The 17,360-nt window shown below is 72.5% G+C and carries 13 protein-coding genes; 3 read left to right on the top strand and 10 right to left on the bottom strand.

Annotated elements, in window-relative coordinates; all coding sequences use genetic code 11:
- Positions 1 to 59 precede the first annotated feature (59 nt).
- The 7 genes from ABTY04_RS07025 to ABTY04_RS06995 form a co-directional block, all read right to left on the bottom strand.
- Complete coding sequence (locus tag ABTY04_RS07025) at positions 60 to 3,014, bottom strand: M14 family metallopeptidase (RefSeq protein ID WP_352212295.1); 2,955 nt, start codon at positions 3,012 to 3,014, stop codon at positions 60 to 62.
- A 185-nt stretch (positions 3,015 to 3,199) separates the two neighbouring features.
- Positions 3,200 to 4,189 (bottom strand): DNA-binding protein WhiA, encoded by a 990-nt coding sequence (gene whiA / locus ABTY04_RS07020; RefSeq protein WP_030160342.1) that lies wholly within the window; start codon positions 4,187 to 4,189, stop codon positions 3,200 to 3,202.
- Positions 4,180 to 5,250: a gluconeogenesis factor YvcK family protein gene (locus tag ABTY04_RS07015; protein ID WP_352212294.1), complete on the bottom strand. Its 1,071-nt coding sequence runs from the start codon at positions 5,248 to 5,250 to the stop codon at positions 4,180 to 4,182. The genes whiA and ABTY04_RS07015 overlap by 10 nt, the downstream gene beginning before the upstream one ends.
- Positions 5,247 to 6,242, bottom strand: coding sequence for an RNase adapter RapZ (rapZ, locus tag ABTY04_RS07010; protein ID WP_352212293.1), 996 nt, complete (start codon positions 6,240 to 6,242; stop codon positions 5,247 to 5,249). The genes ABTY04_RS07015 and rapZ overlap by 4 nt, the downstream gene beginning before the upstream one ends.
- On the bottom strand, positions 6,239 to 8,248 hold the full coding sequence (uvrC, locus tag ABTY04_RS07005) for an excinuclease ABC subunit UvrC (RefSeq protein WP_352212292.1): 2,010 nt from the start codon (positions 8,246 to 8,248) through the stop codon (positions 6,239 to 6,241). Before uvrC ends, rapZ begins: the two co-directional genes overlap by 4 nt.
- 231 nt (positions 8,249 to 8,479) lie before the next feature.
- Positions 8,480 to 9,256, bottom strand: a complete 777-nt coding sequence (locus ABTY04_RS07000) for a hypothetical protein (RefSeq protein ID WP_352212291.1) — start codon at positions 9,254 to 9,256, stop codon at positions 8,480 to 8,482.
- Positions 9,253 to 9,879 (bottom strand): papain-like cysteine protease family protein, encoded by a 627-nt coding sequence (locus ABTY04_RS06995; protein ID WP_352212290.1) that lies wholly within the window; start codon positions 9,877 to 9,879, stop codon positions 9,253 to 9,255. The genes ABTY04_RS07000 and ABTY04_RS06995 overlap by 4 nt, the downstream gene beginning before the upstream one ends.
- A gap of 251 nt (positions 9,880 to 10,130) precedes the next feature.
- Between ABTY04_RS06995 and ABTY04_RS06990 the strand changes: the two genes are divergently transcribed.
- Complete coding sequence (locus ABTY04_RS06990) at positions 10,131 to 11,081, top strand: hypothetical protein (protein WP_352212289.1); 951 nt, start codon at positions 10,131 to 10,133, stop codon at positions 11,079 to 11,081.
- A gap of 16 nt (positions 11,082 to 11,097) precedes the next feature.
- Here the strand turns inward: ABTY04_RS06990 and ABTY04_RS06985 are convergent, their stop codons facing one another.
- Positions 11,098 to 11,529 (bottom strand): Rieske (2Fe-2S) protein, encoded by a 432-nt coding sequence (locus ABTY04_RS06985; protein WP_352212288.1) that lies wholly within the window; start codon positions 11,527 to 11,529, stop codon positions 11,098 to 11,100.
- An 87-nt stretch (positions 11,530 to 11,616) separates the two neighbouring features.
- Here ABTY04_RS06985 and ABTY04_RS06980 point away from each other — a divergent pair, with 87 nt between their 5' ends.
- Positions 11,617 to 12,495, top strand: a complete 879-nt coding sequence (locus ABTY04_RS06980; protein ID WP_352212287.1) for a carbohydrate kinase family protein — start codon at positions 11,617 to 11,619, stop codon at positions 12,493 to 12,495.
- On the opposite strand, the gene ABTY04_RS06975 is transcribed toward ABTY04_RS06980, so the two are convergent.
- Complete coding sequence (locus tag ABTY04_RS06975; protein ID WP_352212286.1) at positions 12,485 to 13,090, bottom strand: TetR/AcrR family transcriptional regulator; 606 nt, start codon at positions 13,088 to 13,090, stop codon at positions 12,485 to 12,487. The genes ABTY04_RS06980 and ABTY04_RS06975 overlap by 11 nt on opposite strands.
- Positions 13,091 to 13,164: 74 nt before the next feature.
- Between ABTY04_RS06975 and ABTY04_RS06970 the strand changes: the two genes are divergently transcribed.
- Positions 13,165 to 13,815 (top strand): NAD(P)-dependent oxidoreductase, encoded by a 651-nt coding sequence (locus tag ABTY04_RS06970; RefSeq protein WP_352212285.1) that lies wholly within the window; start codon positions 13,165 to 13,167, stop codon positions 13,813 to 13,815.
- A 527-nt stretch (positions 13,816 to 14,342) separates the two neighbouring features.
- Here ABTY04_RS06970 and uvrA read toward each other — a convergent pair.
- Positions 14,343 to 17,306, bottom strand: coding sequence for an excinuclease ABC subunit UvrA (gene uvrA, locus ABTY04_RS06965; RefSeq protein ID WP_352212284.1), 2,964 nt, complete (start codon positions 17,304 to 17,306; stop codon positions 14,343 to 14,345).
- Positions 17,307 to 17,360: the final 54 nt, after the last annotated feature.

Here is a 17,360-nt window from a genome sequence, read left to right as displayed (position 1 = left end):
ACAGGACCCCGGGGACTACGATCTCCGTCACTCAGAGTGAGCGACGGGGGCTCTTATGATCAGCGGTGTAGCGACCTGAGCGCCTTACCGACGAGTACGGCTCGGTCCGCCGCCGCCGGCAGGTGTTCGAGGCCGAAACCGAGGAGCACCGTGTTACGCGTAGTGACAGCGGCGTATGACTTGAACAGCTCCCCGGACCGGGACCAATCGCCCGGAACCACAGGGCTGCCGGCCGGTGCGCCCTGCGCGGTCCAGGTCCCCAGCGAGGTCTCGAATCCCTCCACCGCCTGGTCGGAACCGCCGACGGAGACGCGTGCCTCGTCCGCGAAGAGGCCGCGGCCGCCGGCGCCCCCGTCCGAGATGTACGAGAGGGAGACCTCAACGGTCTTGCCCGCGTACGCGCTCAGGTCGAAGGACACCTGCTTCCAGCCGTCCGACGAGCCGGTGAAGCTGTTCCACGAGCCGCTGGTGCCCTTGGCGGCGCAGCCCGCGCTGTCGAGGGTGAGGTAGTGCTTCAGGAAGGGGTGCCCGTTGACGAAGAACCCGGCCTCGCACTCCGCCGGGACGGCGGCGCTGCTCAGGCCGCCCGCCTCGGGCAGGGTGGTCCAGTCCTCCGCGCCGGCCGTGTGGGCCTCCAGGACCGCGTGGTCGTAGCCCTGCTCCGTGTTCCAGTTGAGGGCCATCTTGAGCTGCGGCTTGTCGGCGGCGGTGACCTTGGTCAGGTCGACCGTGCGGGTCAGCCGCTTCCACTCGTCGTCCTCGTGGGTGGCCGCGGCCATCCATCCGCCGGCGTAGGGGGCGTACGGGTTCACGACCCCGGCGTACTGGCCCGCCTGCGCGCTCTTGAACTGGGGGAACTGCGCCGCGGGCAGGGAGTCGGAGGTGACCGCGTAGGACCCGGGGGCGTTGAACGGGTTGCCCGCCGCGTCGCCCAGGCCGCCCTTGGCGCCGGCGAGCGCACCCGTACCGGTGAAGCCGGTGCCGCCGCCGGCACTCGTACGGCTGTAGGCGCCGAGGTAGTACTGGCTGAAGTCGTTCGTCACAGCGCGGCCCACCTGGACGTTGCCGCCCGCGAGTTCGCCCGCCTCGATCAGCTTGCCGCCCTCGTTGAGGAAGTCGCGCACGGCCAGCTGGGTGTCGCCGCCGGGGGTCTTGGCGCCGGTGTAGTGCACGGCCGTGCGGAAGTGGGAGAGCACGCCCAGGTGGTGCGGGGCGCCCTGCGCCGCCACGTCCCAGACCGCCGCGGACTTCCCGTTGGCGCGCAGGGCGTCGACGTACTCCTGTGCGTGCTGGGCCTTGGCGCCCTCCTCCGCGATCACCAGCACGTCGGCGCGCGGCCGCTCGGCCACCGTGTACGTGAAGTGCTCGCTGGAGACCTGCTTGCCGGAGCGGTCGCGGCCGGTGAACCAGACCTCGACCTTGTCGCCGGGCCTGGCGCCGTCCACCTTGGCCCGGTACGCGTCGAACCAGTTGTTGTCGTCGCCGCCGTAGACGTCCCCGCCCTTCCAGGCCTTCAGCCCGTCGTCGTGCGTGCGGCCGCCGTTGATGCGGAACTTGAGCTGCTTGTCCTTCAGCGCCTTGCGGGCCGTGACGGAGACCGTCTGGTCCTCGCCCTTGGCCGCGTAGGAGGTGGTGAACGGGTCGAGGGTGAAGTCCGCGGCGCTCAGGCCCACGGAGGACTTCGGCTGGTCCGGGTGGGCGGCGCTCTCGCCGACGGCGAGCGCGAACGGGATGTTCTTGGCGAACTCCGCCTGGATGAGCTTCTCGTCGTCCGGGAAGTTGAAGCCGGACCGGCAGTCCTCGGGCTTCCACCGGTCGTTCGGGTCGCTCGCCGAGGCCGTCTGACAGGTGGTCATCTCCGGCGTGAACATCATGACGCCGTTGACGTTGGCGGCGTGGCCGTCGGCCTCGCCGTTCGTCGTGTAGAGCTCGGAGGAGACCTGCGGGTAGTAGCCCGGGATCGCCGGGTTCTCCGGGGTGCCGGCGAGGGCCTTGTACGCAACGTCGTCCGGGGTCGGGGTGGCCACCTGCCAGCCCACGCCGTAGAGCAGCAGCTCGGCGGCGGAGTGGTAGTTGACGGCGTACCTGAAGCCGATGCGCTTCTCGAACGTGTCGAGGGCGACGGTCTCCGGCTCGGAGGACGGCTTGGGGCCGCGGTAGGTCTCGCTCGACTGGTTCGGCGAGGAACCCTCGTTGTCGTAGCCCCACTTGTAGGCGAAGTTCCGGTTGAGGTCGACCCCGTCGCCGGGGGTGATCTTGCCGTCGCCGTTGTTGTCGTGCAAGTTCTTGCGCCACAGCCGGTCGCCGTCGGGGGCGTGCGTGTAGTCGTACCCGTCCGGGTTGGCGGACAGCAGGAACCACAGCTCGGTGGAGTCCACCAGCTTGGTGATGCGCTGGTCCTTGCCGTAGTTGTCGAGGGTGTGGTGCATCAGCCGCCGGGTCATCTCCGGGGTGATCCACTCACGGGCGTGCTGGTTGGACATGTAGAGCACGGACGGCTTGGCGCCGTCCTTGGTCGTGCGGGCGTTCTTCGTGACCTTCAGGGCGAGGATGTCCTTGCCCTGGACGGTCTTGCCGATGGAGACCACCTTGGCGAGGCCCGGGTTGGCCTGGGCGGTCTTGAGGATCTCTTCCCGGAGTCCGCCCTTGCCGCTGTACGGGCGGAAGACCCCGTCGCCGGCCACCCGGGAACGGGCGGCGCCCGCGGGGACCTCGTGTTCGGCGAGCTTGACGCCCTGGCCCGCGAGCTCCCTGGCCTGGCCGCCGGTGAGGAACAGCTCGACCTTGGCGGTCCCGGTCTCCGGGGCGCGTTCGGTGAGCTCGTGGGCGTCCTGGCCCGCGGCGAGGAGGAGCGGGATCTGCTCCTTGGTGACGTCCGCGTCGTAGACCCGGACCTCGTCGGCGCCGGGTGCGGCGTCCGCTGCGGGCCGGGCATGGGCCGCCGGGAGGGCGGCCAGTGTGGTTCCTAAGACGAGTGCGCTTGCGGCGAGGATCGATCTCGCGCGGTGCCTCATGTGCCCCCCTGGGCGTCGTCTGCCACGAAAGCGTTCGGACGACAGGCTCACGATCGGGCGATGCTCATGTCAATGGGGCGTGTCTCAAAGGGGCCCGCACGTGTGACGACGGCGTCGTGTGACGTGCGGGCCCCTTTGAGACGTACGGGAGACGTACGGGCGGGCGTACGGGTGCGGGGCGCCGCCTATCCGGCCATGTTGTCGGCGAGGTCCTCGCTGAGGTTCGACTCGGTGCCCGGGATGCCGAGGTCCTGGGCCCGTTTGTCGGCCATCGCCAGCAGACGGCGGATCCGGCCCGCGACCGCGTCCTTCGTCAGCGGCGGGTCGGCGAGCGCGCCCAGCTCCTCCAGGGAGGCCTGCTTGTGCTCCATGCGCAGCCGGCCGGCCGCCGCGAGGTGCTCCGGCACCTCTTCCCCGAGGATCTCCAGGGCGCGCTGGACCCGGGCCCCGGCGGCCACTGCGGCCCGCGCCGAGCGGCGCAGGTTGGCGTCGTCGAAGTTGGCGAGGCGGTTGGCGGTGGCGCGCACCTCGCGCCGCATCCGCCGCTCCTCCCAGGCCAGGACCGACTCGTGGGCGCCGAGCCGGGTCAGCAGGGCGCCGATGGCGTCGCCGTCGCGGACCACGACGCGGTCCACCCCGCGCACCTCGCGCGCCTTGGCGGCGATGGAGAGCCGGCGGGCGGCGCCCACCAGGGCCAGGGCGGCCTCCGGACCGGGGCAGGTCACCTCCAGGGAGGAGGACCGGCCCGGCTCGGTGAGCGAGCCGTGGGCCAGGAAGGCGCCGCGCCAGGCCGCCTCCGCGTCACAGGTGGCCCCGGAGACCACCTGCGGCGGAAGACCCCGGATGGGGCGGCCGCGGCCGTCCACGAGGCCCGTCTGGCGCGCCAGCTGGTCGCCGCCGGCCACGACCCGGACGACGTACCGGCTGCCGCGGCGCAGACCACCGGGAGCCATGACCACCAGGTCCGAGGAATGGCCGAAGATCTCCAGGATGTCCTTGCGCAGGCGCCGCGCAGCGATCCCGGTGTCCAGCTCCGCCTCGATGACGATCCGCCCGCTCACCAGGTGCAGCCCGCCCGCGAACCGAAGAATCGCCGAGACCTCCGCCTTCCTGCAGCAGGTCCGGGTGACGGGGAGCCGGGAGATCTCATCCTTCACCGCTGGCGTCATCGCCATGGGCCGATCCTTCCATGCATCCGAAAAATACGGTCGTACGCGGCGGCGAGCAGCTCCGGATCATGCTTCGGAGAGCCGTCTTCCCTGGCCACCGGCGCCAGCTCGACCGCGGCACCGAACCGCTTTGCGGCATCGGCGAGGGACTCGCGGTCGGGCACGGCGGCCTCGTCGGCCAGCACCACGTCCAGGGCGAGTTTAGGGGCGTGTCGGGCCAAAACCTCCAAATGACGCTGCGGAGAGAAGCCCTCTGTTTCACCGGGCTGCGGCGCGAGGTTCAGCGAGAGGACCCGTCGGGCCTTGGTCTCGATCAGCGCGTCGAGCAGTTCCGGCACCAGCAGGTGCGGGATCACGGAGGAGAACCAGGACCCCGGACCGAGCACGACCCAGTCGGCGTCCAGGACCGCCGCGACGGCCTCCGGCACGGCCGGCGGATCGCCGGGCACGACCTGGACGGAGAGCACCTCGCCGGGGGTGGTGGCCACCGTGGCCTGTCCCCGGACGGTGTCGACCTCGCCCGGCCGGGTCGGGTCGTGGCCGCGCACCAGCGCCTGGAGCTCCAGCGGCACCGCCGACATCGGCAGGACCCGGCCCTGCGCGCCCAGCAGCTTCCCGACCAGGTCGAGGGCCTGGACGGGGTCGCCGAGCTGCTCCCACAAGGCCACGATCAGCAGATTGCCGACCGCGTGCTCGTGCAGGGCGCCGGCCGACTGGAAGCGGTGCTGGATCACGCGGGCCCAGGTCTGGCCCCAGTCGTCGTCACCGCACAGCGCGGCCAGCGCCTTGCGCAGGTCGCCGGGCGGCAGCACGCCGAGCTCCTCGCGGAGCCGGCCGCTGGAGCCGCCGTCGTCGGCGACGGTGACCACGGCCGTGAGCTCGCCGGTGATCCGGCGCAGGGCTGCCAGGGAGGCCGACAGGCCCATGCCGCCGCCGAGGGCGACGACCTTGGGTGCGACCACCTTGGGGGCTGCGCCGCGGCGCAGCCCGGTGCGGCCCGCGCCGTCCTCGCCCCGCCCCGAGGTGAGGCGGCGCAGGCGGCGCAGCCGCAGGGTCCGTCCGGTCACTCGCGCCCCATGTCCCGGTGTACCACGACGGTCTCGACTCCCTCGGAGGCGAGGCGGGCGGCGAGCTTCTCGGACATGGCCACGCTGCGGTGCTTGCCGCCGGTGCAGCCGACCGCGATGGTCACGTACCGCTTGCCCTCGCGGCGGTAGCCGGTGGCGATGAGCTGGAGCAGCTCGGTGTAGCGGTCGAGGAACTCCTTGGCGCCGGGCTGGCTGAAGACGTAGCCCGACACCTCCGGGTTGAGGCCGGTGAAGGGGCGCAGCTCGGGGACCCAGTGCGGGTTCGGGATGAAGCGGCAGTCGACGACGAGGTCGGCGTCGACGGGGAGGCCGTACTTGTAGCCGAAGGACATGACGGTCGCCCGCAGCTCGGGCTCCTCGTCGCCCGCGAACTGGGCGTCCATCTTCGCGCGCAGCTCGTGCACGTTGAGGCTGGAGGTGTCGATGACCAGGTCGGCGTCGCCGCGCAGCTCGCGCAGCAGGTCGCGCTCGGCGGCGATGCCGTCGGTGATGCGGCCGTCGCCCTGGAGCGGGTGCGGGCGGCGCACCGACTCGAAGCGGCGGACCAGCGCGTCGTCGGAGGATTCCAGGAAGGCGATGCGCCGGGTGACGCCCTTGCTGTCGAGGTCGGCGAGGGACTCGCGCAGGGCGTCGAAGAACTGGCGGCCGCGGACGTCGACGACGACGGCGATGCGCGCGACGTTGCCCTGCGAGCGGGCGCCGAGCTCCACCATGGTGGGGATCAGGGCCGGCGGGAGGTTGTCGACGACGAACCAGCCGAGGTCCTCCAGACACTTGGCCGCCGTACTGCGGCCCGCCCCGGACATCCCGGAGATGATCACCAGCTCGGGGATGGCCGCCTCGGCGGTATCTCCGGGCTCCACTGTCGTGCCCGTACTCACCTGTGCTCCGTCTCGGTCGTGCTCGGTCTTCGGCTCGGTCGTCTGCTCGGCCTCGCGCTCGGAATCATGCTCGGACGCGTGCTCGGTCATTGCTCGGTCCCCCGTTCGGACGATGTCCCCGCCGGCGCGGGGTGCTCATCCTCAATGATCTCTCCTGTCGCCGTATTGACGGCAGGACCAGCGGGAACCGACCGGGCAAGGGCCGCGGCCACGGTCTCGGCCGTCTTGCGGCCTATCCCCGGGACCTCACAGATCTGGTCGATTGTCGCCTGTCTCAGCTTCTTCACCGAACCGAAGTGCTTGACCAGGGCATGCCTGCGGCTTTCCCCGAGGCCGGGCACCTCGTCCAGCGGGCCGGCCTTGAGCCGCTTCCCGCGCTTGTTGCGCTGGTACTGGATTGCGAACCGGTGGGCTTCGTCACGGACCCGCTGGAGCAGGTACAGCCCCTCGCTGGTGCGGGGCAGCACGACCGGGTCGTCCTCGCCGGGCAGCCAGACCTCCTCCAGCCGCTTGGCCAGACCGCACACGGCCACATCGTCGACGCCGAGCTCCTCCAGGGCCCGCTTGGCGGCGGCCACCTGCGGCTGCCCGCCGTCGACGACGACGAGCTGCGGCGGGTACGCGAAGCGCTTCGGCCGCCCGTCGTCCTCGGCGAGGGGGTCCTCGCCCTCCTCCGGGGACCACTCCCCCGTCTTCAGCTTCTCCTGGAGGTAGCGCCGGAAGCGCCGGGAGACCACCTCGTGCATGGAGCGGACGTCGTCCTGCCCCGCGAAGGACTTGATCTGGAAGCGCCGGTACTCGCTCTTGCGCGCCAGTCCGTCCTCGAAGACGACCATCGAGGCCACCACGTCGTCGCCCTGGAGGTGCGAGATGTCGAAGCACTCGATGCGCAGCGGCGCGCTGTCCAGGTCGAGGGCCTCGGCGATCTCCTCCAGGGCCCGGGAGCGGGTGGTGAGGTCGCTGGCGCGCTTGGTCTTGTGCAGGGCCAGGGACTGCTGCGCGTTGCGGTGGACGGTCTCCATCAGGGCCTTCTTGTCCCCGCGCTGCGGGATGCGCAGGCTGACCTGGGCGCCGCGCCGCTCGGTGAGCCACTGGCCCAGGACCGGCGTGTCCTCGGGCAGGGCCGGGACCAGCACCTCCTTGGGGACGGCCTCGCCCTTCTCCTCCCCGTACAGCTGCTGGAGGGCGTGCTCGACCAGTCCGGCGGTGTCCACGGCCTCGACCTTGTCGGTCACCCAGCCGCGCTGGCCGCGAACCCGGCCGCCGCGTACGTGGAAGATCTGCACGGCGGCTTCGAGCTCGTCCTCGGCGACCGCGATCAGGTCGGCGTCGGTGGCGTCGGCGAGCACGACGGCGTTCTTCTCCATGGCCCGGCGCAGCGCCCCCAGGTCGTCGCGCAGCCGGGCGGCCTTCTCGTACTCCATCTCCTCGGCGGCCTCGTGCATCTGCTGTTCGAGGCGGGAGAGGTGGGTGCCGGTGCGGCCGGCCATGAAGTCGCAGAAGTCCTCGGCCAGTTCCCGGTGCTCCTCGGGGGTGACCCGGCCGACGCACGGCGCCGAGCACTTGCCGATGTAGCCGAGCAGGCAGGGGCGGCCGATCTGCGCCGAGCGCTTGAACACCCCGGCGGAGCAGGTGCGGACGGGGAAGACCCGCAGCATCAGGTCGACGGTTTCGCGGATGGCCCAGGCGTGCCCGTAGGGGCCGAAGTAGCGGACGCCCTTCTTCTTGGGGCCGCGCATGACCTGCACCCGCGGGTACTCCTCGTTCATGGTCACGGCGAGGGAGGGGTAGCTCTTGTCGTCCCGGTACTTGACGTTGAACCGGGGGTCGTACTCCTTGATCCAGGAGTATTCGAGCTGGAGCGCCTCGACCTCGGTGGAGACGACGGTCCACTCGACGGAGGCGGCCGTGGTCACCATGGTGGCGGTACGGGGGTGCAGGCCGGCCAGGTCCTGGAAGTAGTTGGCCAGGCGCTGGCGCAGGCTCTTGGCCTTCCCGACGTAGATCACCCGGCGGTGCTCGTCGCGGAATCTGTAGACCCCCGGGGAGTCGGGGATCTGCCCCGGCGCGGGGCGGTAGCTGGAAGGGTCGGCCATGCCAACCACCCTACTGGCGCCCACCGACAACCCGGAGCCTTGAGACGCAGAGGTCCGGGCGGAGCCCGGGGTATCCCGGCCCGCCCGGCGTTCGAGGGCCGGGCTGCGGGATGAGCCCGGTGGGCCCCGGCCGGAGTCCGGGGGAGGGAGAAGGGCGGGGTGGGGAGTCGGCACCCGCAGGGCCCGGGCGGCCGCCGGGCCACCCGGGTCGTGCGGGCCGCGCCCGGCAGGTCAGGCCGTCACATGCCTCCGCCGGGCCCGGCGCACCGCAAGCGCGCCGAGAGCGGCCAGAGCCAGCGCGCCCGCTGCGGCGGCCGGAGCCACGGCGGGCTCCGCGGCCTGTGGCCCGGCGTACCCGCCGGCCTTGCCGCCCTTCGCGTACGCCGAGCCCGGCAGCTTGTCCCCGTACGCCTTCGTGACCCGGGTCCGGTATGCGGCCAGCGTGGTGCCGCCCTCCCCGACCGCCCGGACCGCGTCCTCGTCCAGCGGCAGCACGCGGCTGCCCGCGGCCACGTACCAGGCGTCGGTCTGCGGTTCCCGGAACACCGTGCCGCCGGGCAGTTTCGCGGCGCCGAGCTGCGCGTAGCGGAACTCGTCGTCGCCGGTGGCGATGTTCACGACCTGCCACCCCGCTTCGGTGCGGGCGGTCCACAGCACGGCCTGCTGCCCGTCGGAGGAGACCGCCTTGCCGGCGAGGAACTCCAGCCGGGCCACGGGTGCCCCGGCCCTGCCCGCCACGAAGTCCGGGGAGAGGTAGCTCACGGGTATCACCTCGCCCTCGATCCGCGGCCGGGCGGCATCCGGTGCGACCTTGCCCTCGCGGGCGAAGAAGCGGGAGAGCGTGGCCAGGGTGTCGGGGGCAGTGGCCGCCTGCGCGGCGGCGGCCCTGGTCCCGGCGGTGACGGACGGAGGCTGCGGCACCGGGGCCGCCGAGGCCTGCGGGGCCAGGGCGAGGACGGCGGTCGCGGCGAGGACCGCGGCGGCGGCGCGCTTGGTCATGGCGGTCACGCCCCGATCCGGTAGAGCGAGTGGGTCCAGGAGAAGGTGCTGTTGTCCACGTACCAGGCGTGCGAGGCCCAGTTGTAGCGGTCGCCGGACGGCCACGGATCGCCCCAGTAGACCCAGCTGTTGGCGGTGTCGTAGCCGTAGAGGACGTGCATGTGGCCACCCCCGCCGGACCACTGGATCCGGGTCTCGACCGGCCGGTTCGCATCGATCTCGCTCTGCACGGTGGGGTAGCGGAGCCAGCCGTTCACGTACGAGCCGGAGCTGATGCCGGCCCAGCTCAGGGCGGTCTGGACATCACCGAGGGTGGCCTGGTTGTTGGGGCAGTCGTAGCCCTGCGGGCGGTTGAAGGCGGCATTGCAGAACTGGTTCTGGGTGTAGGTGCGGCCGAACCAGGTGGCGATGGTGTTGCCGCTCGCTGCCCAGCACCAGTTGGTCTTCTGCTGCGCCTGCATGGTGATGTTCAGGCGCTTGTAGGCCAGGGCGGAGCCGGTGGCGGTGCCGGCATCGGTGGGGGTTTCGGTGCCGGAGCCGGCGGCGGTGGCGGTGGCGGTGGCGGTGGGCAGGGCCAAGAGCACGGCGGTGACGACGGCGGCGAGGGAAAGCCGCCGGTTTCGGTTGCGCATCGCGTTCCTCCCGTGTGGGGATCCCCCCGGCGGGGCCGGGGAGGCTGGGGATGGAGGAGCGCGTCCGGACGCTGCTGAGGAGCATCGGGGTGTTGTCGCGATCAGGTCAACAGGCTTCAATACGCCGTGACATTGCAGTGTGAACGGCGGGACCGCAGTGTGAATGACTGCCGTCCTTTCACCTGGCCCCCGGGTGCCACCGGCGAGCTCTCCCGCCCCACCTCACGTGAATGTTCACAGGAGGAGCAGTCATGCGGTCGACCGGGGAGAGCGCGTCGGGCACGCAGGAGCTGGGGCACCTGCTGCGCGCCGGGCCCTTCCATCTCGCGCTGCGCGCCGCGCTCACCGCCCGCGGGCTGCCCCTGCACCGCGTACAGCACCGGCTCGCGGCCCGCGGCATCAAGCTCGGCGTCACCAGCCTCAGCTACTGGCAGCAGGGCGCCCGCCGGCCGCGCCGCCCCGAGTCCCTGAAGGCCGTACGGGCCCTGGAGCAGATCCTGGAACTGCCCGAGGGGACCCTGCTGCGGCTGCTGGCCGTGCCCGAGGGCGCCGCCGGGCCCGGAGCGGTCCGCCCGTCGGCCCGCTCGTACCGGGCCCTGGTCAGCGTGGGTGCGGCAGTGGAGGGGCTGCTGGCCGGCATGGAACTGCCCGCCGACGGCGGCCTGCACACCGTCGGCCACCACGAGAGGGTGCGGATCGGGGCGGGCGGCGAGCTGCTGGACCGCGAGTCGCAGCACGTCGTACGGGCCCACCGCGACGGAGTCGACCGGTACCTCGCCGTCCACCACGGCGATCCCGGCTGCGACCCGGCCCGGGTCCGCGTACGGGCCGACGAGAACTGCCGGACCGGACGCGTCCGCTGGCACCGGGAGGCCGAGGTGCTGGTCGCCGAGCTGCTCTTCGACGCCCGGCTGCGCGCGGGGGACACGTACGTCTTCGGCTACGGCTTCGAGGACGGGACCGGCGGCCGCTGCTCCGAGTACGTGCGCGGGTTCAGCTACAGCGGCGGTCAGTACGTGCTCCAGGTCCGCTTCGACGAGGCGGCGCTGCCGGTGCGCTGCCGCCGGTTCAGCCGGTCCGGCCCCGGGGCACCGCGCAGCGGGCTGGCGGACCTGACGCCGAGCGGCCGCCACCGTGCCGTGCACCTGGTGGAGCCGGGGGTGCGGCGCGGGCTCCTGGGCATCGCCTGGGACTGGGCGTAGCCCCCTTCGCGGCGGCTCAGCCCGCGATGAGCTTGCCGCCCTCGGCCTTGACCGGGACGGCGGGCAGCGGGTCGGCGGCCGGGCCGCGCAGCACCTTGCCGGTCGTCACGTCGAAGCGGCTGCCGTGGCACGGGCAGTTGCCCTCGCCCTCGACGATCTTGTCCAGGACGCAGCCGGCGTGCGTGCACTGGGCGCTGAACGCCTTGTACTGGCCCTCCGCCGGGCAGCTGACGACCAGCTTCCGCTCCCGGAACAGCTTCGACCCGCCGACCGGGACCTCGGACACGGCGCCGAGCTCCACCGGGGCGGCCGGGACCGCCGGAGAGCCGGAGCCGCCGTTGCCCTCGGTGGAGCAGGCCGCGAGCACAGCCCCGCCGCCGGCGGCCCCCACGATCGCGGCGGCGCCCTTGAGCACGGTACGGCGGGCGGCGGGCTGCGACGCGGACATGCGGTTCTCCTGGTACGAGAGGTTCTGCTGGGCCCCCCGACGATACCGCCGCCCGGTTCCGCCGCCCGGTGGGATACCTTCCCCCGCGTGATCGTCGTCGGTGGAGAAGCCCTGATCGACCTCGTGCCCGTCGCGCAGCCGCCGGGCGCGCTGCTGCCGCGGCCGGGCGGGGGACCGTACAACACCGCGCTGGCGCTGGGCCGCCTCGGCGCGGAGGTCGCCTTCTGCTCCCGGGTCTCGGCGGACGGCTTCGGCGAGAGCCTGCTCGCCGGGCTGCGCGCGGCCGGGGTGGACCTGTCGCTGGTGCAGCGCGGGCCGGAGCCCACCACCCTCGCCGTGCCCTCACTGGCCCCGGACGGCTCGGCCGCGTACGAGTTCTACGTGGAGGGCACGGCCGACCGGCAGTTCTCCCTGCCCGGGGCACTGCCCGCGGGCACCCGGGCGCTGGCGCTCGGCACCTGCTCCCTCGCCCTGGAGCCGGGCGCGAGCGCGTACGAGGCCCTGCTGCGCCGGGAGTCCGGGCGCGGGCTGCTGACGCTGCTGGATCCCAACATCCGCCCGGCGCTGATCGCGGATCCGGCGGCCTACCGTGCCCGGTTCCTGGGCTGGCTGCCGTACGTGTCCGTCCTCAAGCTGTCGGAGGAGGACGCCCGGTGGCTGGGCGGGCGGGTCTCGGACTGGCTGGCGGCGGGGCCCTCGGCGGTGGTGCTCACGCGGGGTGCGCGGGGGCTGACGGTCCGGACGCGGGAGGGTGCGCAGCACACGGTGGCGGCCCGCCGGGTCGCCGTGGCGGACACGATCGGTGCGGGCGACACCGTCAACGCGGCCCTGCTGCACCGCCTGTCGGGTCCGGCCGGCGGCCCGGTGGACTGGCCCGGCGTCCTGGCCTACGCGGCCCACGCGGCGGCGCTGACCTGCACCCGGGCGGGCGCGGAGCCGCCGTACGCGGTGGAGCTCAGCGGATAGCGGCCCACAGGGTCCTGGCCACGGCGGGGGCGAACTCCTCGACGGGCTGGACCACTTCCGGGCCGGAGAAGTGCAGGAAGAAGGCCCGCTGGAAGCAGGCGCCGAGCAGCAGCGCGGCGGCCGCCGCCGGATCGGCGTCGGGGCGCAGCCGCCCCCGTTCGAGCTCGCGGCGCAGGTGGCCGGTGAGCGCGTCGCGTACGACGTGGGGGCCGGTGCCGATCTCGTGCACGCCCTCGCGGTGCCGGGTCAGCAGGGCCGGCTCGGCGAAGAGCGAGGCGGCCATGGGCATGGCGTCGGCGTAGAACAGCGAGGCGTGGCGGGCGACCGCGGTGAGCCCTTCTTCCACGGAGCGCCCGTCCCGGTCCCCGGCGAGCTCGGCCATGAGCGGCCCGGCGTTGGGGGTGCGCTCCATGAGGACCCGGACGAAGAGCTCCTCCTTGTTCGCATAGTGCTTGTAGAGCGCGGCCTCGGAGCAGCCGGCCTCGCGGGCGATGGCCTTGGTCGTGGTGTTGGCGAGCCCGATGGTGCGCATGAGCATCTCGGCGGCGTCGAGCAGCCGCTCGGGAGTGGGTCGGCTTGACTTCGGGGTGAGCATTCACTCACCCTAGCGGAAGAAGGGGTGAGTGAATGCTCACCCACCTCCATCCACCCTCTGCAGGGGAGCCGGCGATGAAACTCACGGTGTTCGGAGCCACGGGCGGGGTCGGCCGCGAGGTCGTCCGACAGGCCCTCGACGCGGGCCACGAGGTGACGGCGGTGGTCCGTGACCCCGCCCGGCTGGACGTGCCGGCACACGAGCGCCTGGACGTGGCCGTGGTGCGCGATCTGACGGACGTGGAAGCGCTGGTCCCCGTCCTCGCAGGCCGGGCGGCGGTGATCTCCGCCCTGGGCGCGGCGAGCAACAAGCAGGCCCGGCTCGCGCCGGTCACCGGACCAGCGGTGCGGGCCATCGTGTCGGCGATGGGCCGGGCGGGCGTGAGCCGCCTCGCGGCGGTGAGCGCGGCCCCGGTCGGGCCGGACGTCGAGAGCGACGGGGTGGTGACCCGGAAGGTGTTCCTGCCCCTGCTGCGGCGGGCCCTGCGCGACCTGTACGCGGACCTGGCGGTCATGGAGGCCACGATCCGGGCGAGCGGCACCCAGTGGACGGTGATCCGCCCGCCGCGGCTGCTGGACAAGCCCCGGACCGGGAGCTACCGCCGGGTGATCGGCGCCAATGTCCCGAGCGCCCGGACCATCTCCCGCGCGGACGTCGCGGACGCCCTGCTGGCCTCCCTGACGGACCCGGCCACGACCGGCCACACGGTCGGCGTGGCCACCTGACACCGCCGAGGCAGGACCTGGGCGGCGGGTACCCGGCGGAGCCGTTTCCGGCGCACGACTGCGGCCCGCCCTTCGGCCCCGGCGGCGATGCTTGACAGGTCCGGGCTGAGCCGCGGAACGGCTGGAGGCGGGCAGGGCCGAAGGCCCGGCCGGCCGGCGGCCCTCACGGGGGTGGGGCGGCCACCGGTGCGGGGACCGGGCCGCGGCGTCAGCCGTGGTCTTCCGGGCCGGGTGCGCGGACCGGGCCTCGCGGACCCCGCTCTCCCGGCCCCGGCGGCCCGCGTGCACATGCCGAACCCGCCCGGCGCCCAGCCCTCCCCGCAACCCACGACCGGGCCGCGGCGCGGGGCGCCCGTGCACGGTCACCGCTCCCGGGGGCGGGGACACCTCGGAGTGCCCCGGGCGAGCGGTCACCCCGGCGGGCCACCGCCGGGGGGGTGACCCAGGCGGTCCGGCTCGCCGTCGCACGAGCCGGACCGCCCGGGCTAGGGAGCCCGGGGCCCGGGCGGCCCCGGCCGGGTGTCAGGTCAGGCCTTGCGGGCCCGGGCCGTCGTCTTCTTCGCCGGGGCGGCCTTCTTCGCCGCCGCCTTCTTCGCCGGGGCGGCCTTCCTGGCCGGGGCGGCGGCGACCGGCGCCGCGTCCGAGACCCGCTCCGCCCCGAGGATGTCCCGCAGGAACTTGCCCGTGTGGCTCGCGCCCACCGAGGCGACCTGCTCCGGCGTGCCTTCGGCAACCACCAGACCGCCCCCGTAACCGCCCTCCGGGCCCATGTCGATGACCCAGTCCGCGGTCTTGATGACGTCCAGGTTGTGCTCGATGACGATCACCGAGTTCCCCTTGTCCACCAGCCCCGACAGCACCTTGATCAGCTTCGAGATGTCCTCGAAGTGCAGGCCCGTCGTCGGCTCGTCAAGCACGTACACCGTCCGCCCCGTCGAACGCTTCTGCAGCTCCGAGGCCAGCTTCACGCGCTGCGCCTCGCCGCCCGACAGCGTCGGCGCCGACTGGCCGAGCCGGACGTATCCGAGCCCCACCTCGTTCAGCGTCCGCAGGTGCCGCGAGATCGTGGGCACCGCCCCGAAGAAGTCCAGCGCCTCCTCGATCGGCATGTTCAGGACCTCGGCGATGGACTTGCCCTTGTAGTGGACCTCCAGCGTCTCCCGGTTGTACCGGTCGCCGTGGCAGACCTCGCACGGAACGTACACGTCCGGCAGGAAGTTCATCTCGATCTTGATCGTGCCGTCGCCGGAGCAGTTCTCGCACCGGCCGCCCTTCACGTTGAAGGAGAAGCGGCCCGGCAAATAACCGCGCACCTTCGCCTCCATCGTCTCCGCGAAGAGCTTGCGCACGTGGTCGAAGACACCCGTGTACGTCGCCGGGTTCGACCGGGGGGTCCGGCCGATCGGCGACTGGTCGACGTGCACGACCTTGTCGACGAGGTCGTCCCCGTCCACCCGCGTGTGCCGTCCCGGCACCGAGCGGGCGCCGTTGAGCTCGCGCGCGAGGTGCGTATACAGGATGTCGTTGACCAGGGTCGACTTACCCGACCCGGACACGCCGGTCACCGCGGTGAGCACGCCCAGCGGGAAGGACACGTCGATGTCCCGCAGGTTGTTCTCCTTGGCGCCGTGGACGGTCAGCCTCCGGTCCCCGTTCACGGGCCGGCGGATGTCCGGCACCGCGATGGACCGCTTGCCGGACAGGTACTGCCCGGTCATCGACTCGCCGTTCCTCAGCAGCTCCTCCAGCGAACCGCTGTGCACGACCTTGCCGCCGTGCTCGCCGGCGCCCGGGCCGATGTCGACGACCCAGTCGGCCACCTTGATGGTGTCCTCGTCGTGCTCGACCACGATCAGGGTGTTGCCCATGTCCCGCAGCCGCACCAGCGTCTCGATCAGCCGGTGGTTGTCCCGCTGGTGCAGGCCGATGGACGGCTCGTCCAGGACGTACAGCACGCCGACCAGGCCGGAGCCGATCTGCGTGGCCAGCCGGATGCGCTGGGCCTCGCCGCCCGAGAGGGTGCCGGCGGCGCGGTTCAGCGAGAGGTAGTCCAGACCGACGTCGACGAGGAAGCGGAGCCGCTCGTTGACCTCCTTCAGGACCCGCTCGGCGATCTTCTTGTCGCGGGCGTCGAGCCGCAGCCGCCCCAGGAAGTCCGCGCACTCGCTGATCGACATCGCGGCGACCTCGGCGATGGACTTCTCCATCACCGTCACCGCGAGCACGATCGGCTTGAGCCGGGTGCCCTCACAGGTCGGGCAGGGCACCTCGCGCATGTAGCCCTCGAAGCGCTCGCGGCTGGCGTCGCTCTCGGACTCGGAGTGCCGGCGCTTGACGAACGGCACGGCGCCCTCGAAGGCCGTCGTGTACGCCCGCTCCCGCCCGTACCGGTTGCGGTAGCGGACCTCGATCTGCGTCTTGTGCCCGTACAGCAGGGCCTTCCTCGCGCGCAGCGGCAGCCCGGCCCACGGGATGTCCGTACGGAAGCCCAGCTCCCCGGCGAGCGCGCCGATCAGCCGCTGGAAGTAGTCCTTGGTGTGGCCGAGGGACCACGGGGAGACCGCGCCCTCGTCCAGGGACTTGTCCTCGTCGGGGACGATCAGCTCGGGATCGACCTCCATGCGCGTACCGATGCCGGTGCACTCGGGGCAGGCGCCGAAGGGCGAGTTGAAGGAGAAGGAGCGCGGCTCCAGCTCCTCGAAGGACAGGTCGTCGTACGGGCAGTAGAGGTGCTCGGAGTACATCCGCTCACGCTCGGGGTCGTCCTCGGCGAGGTCGACGAAGTCGAGGATCACCATGCCGCCGGAGAGGCCGAGGGCGGTCTCCACGGAGTCCGTGAGGCGGCGCTTGGCGCTGTCCTTGACGGTGAGGCGGTCGACGACCACCTCGATGGTGTGCTTCTCCTGCTTCTTCAGCGTGGGCGGCTCGGAGAGCTGGATGGTCTCCCCGTCCACCCGCGCCCGGCTGTACCCCTTGGTCTGGAGGTCGGAGAAGAGGTCGACGAACTCGCCCTTGCGCTCGCGCACCAGCGGCGAGAGCACCTGGAAGCGGCTGCCCTCGGGGAGGGCGAGCACCTTGTCGACGATCGCCTGCGGCGACTGGCGCGAGATGGGGCGGCGGCACTCGGGGCAGTGGGGCTTGCCGATGCGCGCGAAGAGCAGGCGGAGGTAGTCGTAGACCTCCGTGATGGTGCCGACCGTCGAGCGCGGGTTGCGCGAGGTCGACTTCTGGTCGATGGAGACGGCCGGGGAGAGGCCCTCGATGAAGTCCACGTCGGGCTTGTCCATCTGCCCGAGGAACTGGCGGGCGTACGACGAGAGCGACTCGACGTAGCGGCGCTGGCCCTCGGCGAAGATCGTGTCGAAGGCCAGGGAGGACTTGCCCGACCCGGAGAGTCCGGTGAAGACGATGAGTGAGTCGCGGGGCAGGTCGAGCGAGACGTTCTTGAGGTTGTGCTCGCGAGCGCCACGAACGATGAGACGGTCGGTCACGCCGGTCCGCACCTTTCTTGAGAGAGCGGGGGCACGGGCCCCCGTCCCAGGGTA

Origin of the sequence: Streptomyces sp. NPDC097981 (assembly GCF_040302565.1) — a bacterium.
In the GTDB taxonomy this organism is placed as follows: Bacteria; Actinomycetota; Actinomycetes; order Streptomycetales; family Streptomycetaceae; genus Streptomyces.
The sequence above is the reverse complement of the archived record's forward strand: the minus strand, read 5'-3'. Positions and strand labels throughout refer to the sequence as shown.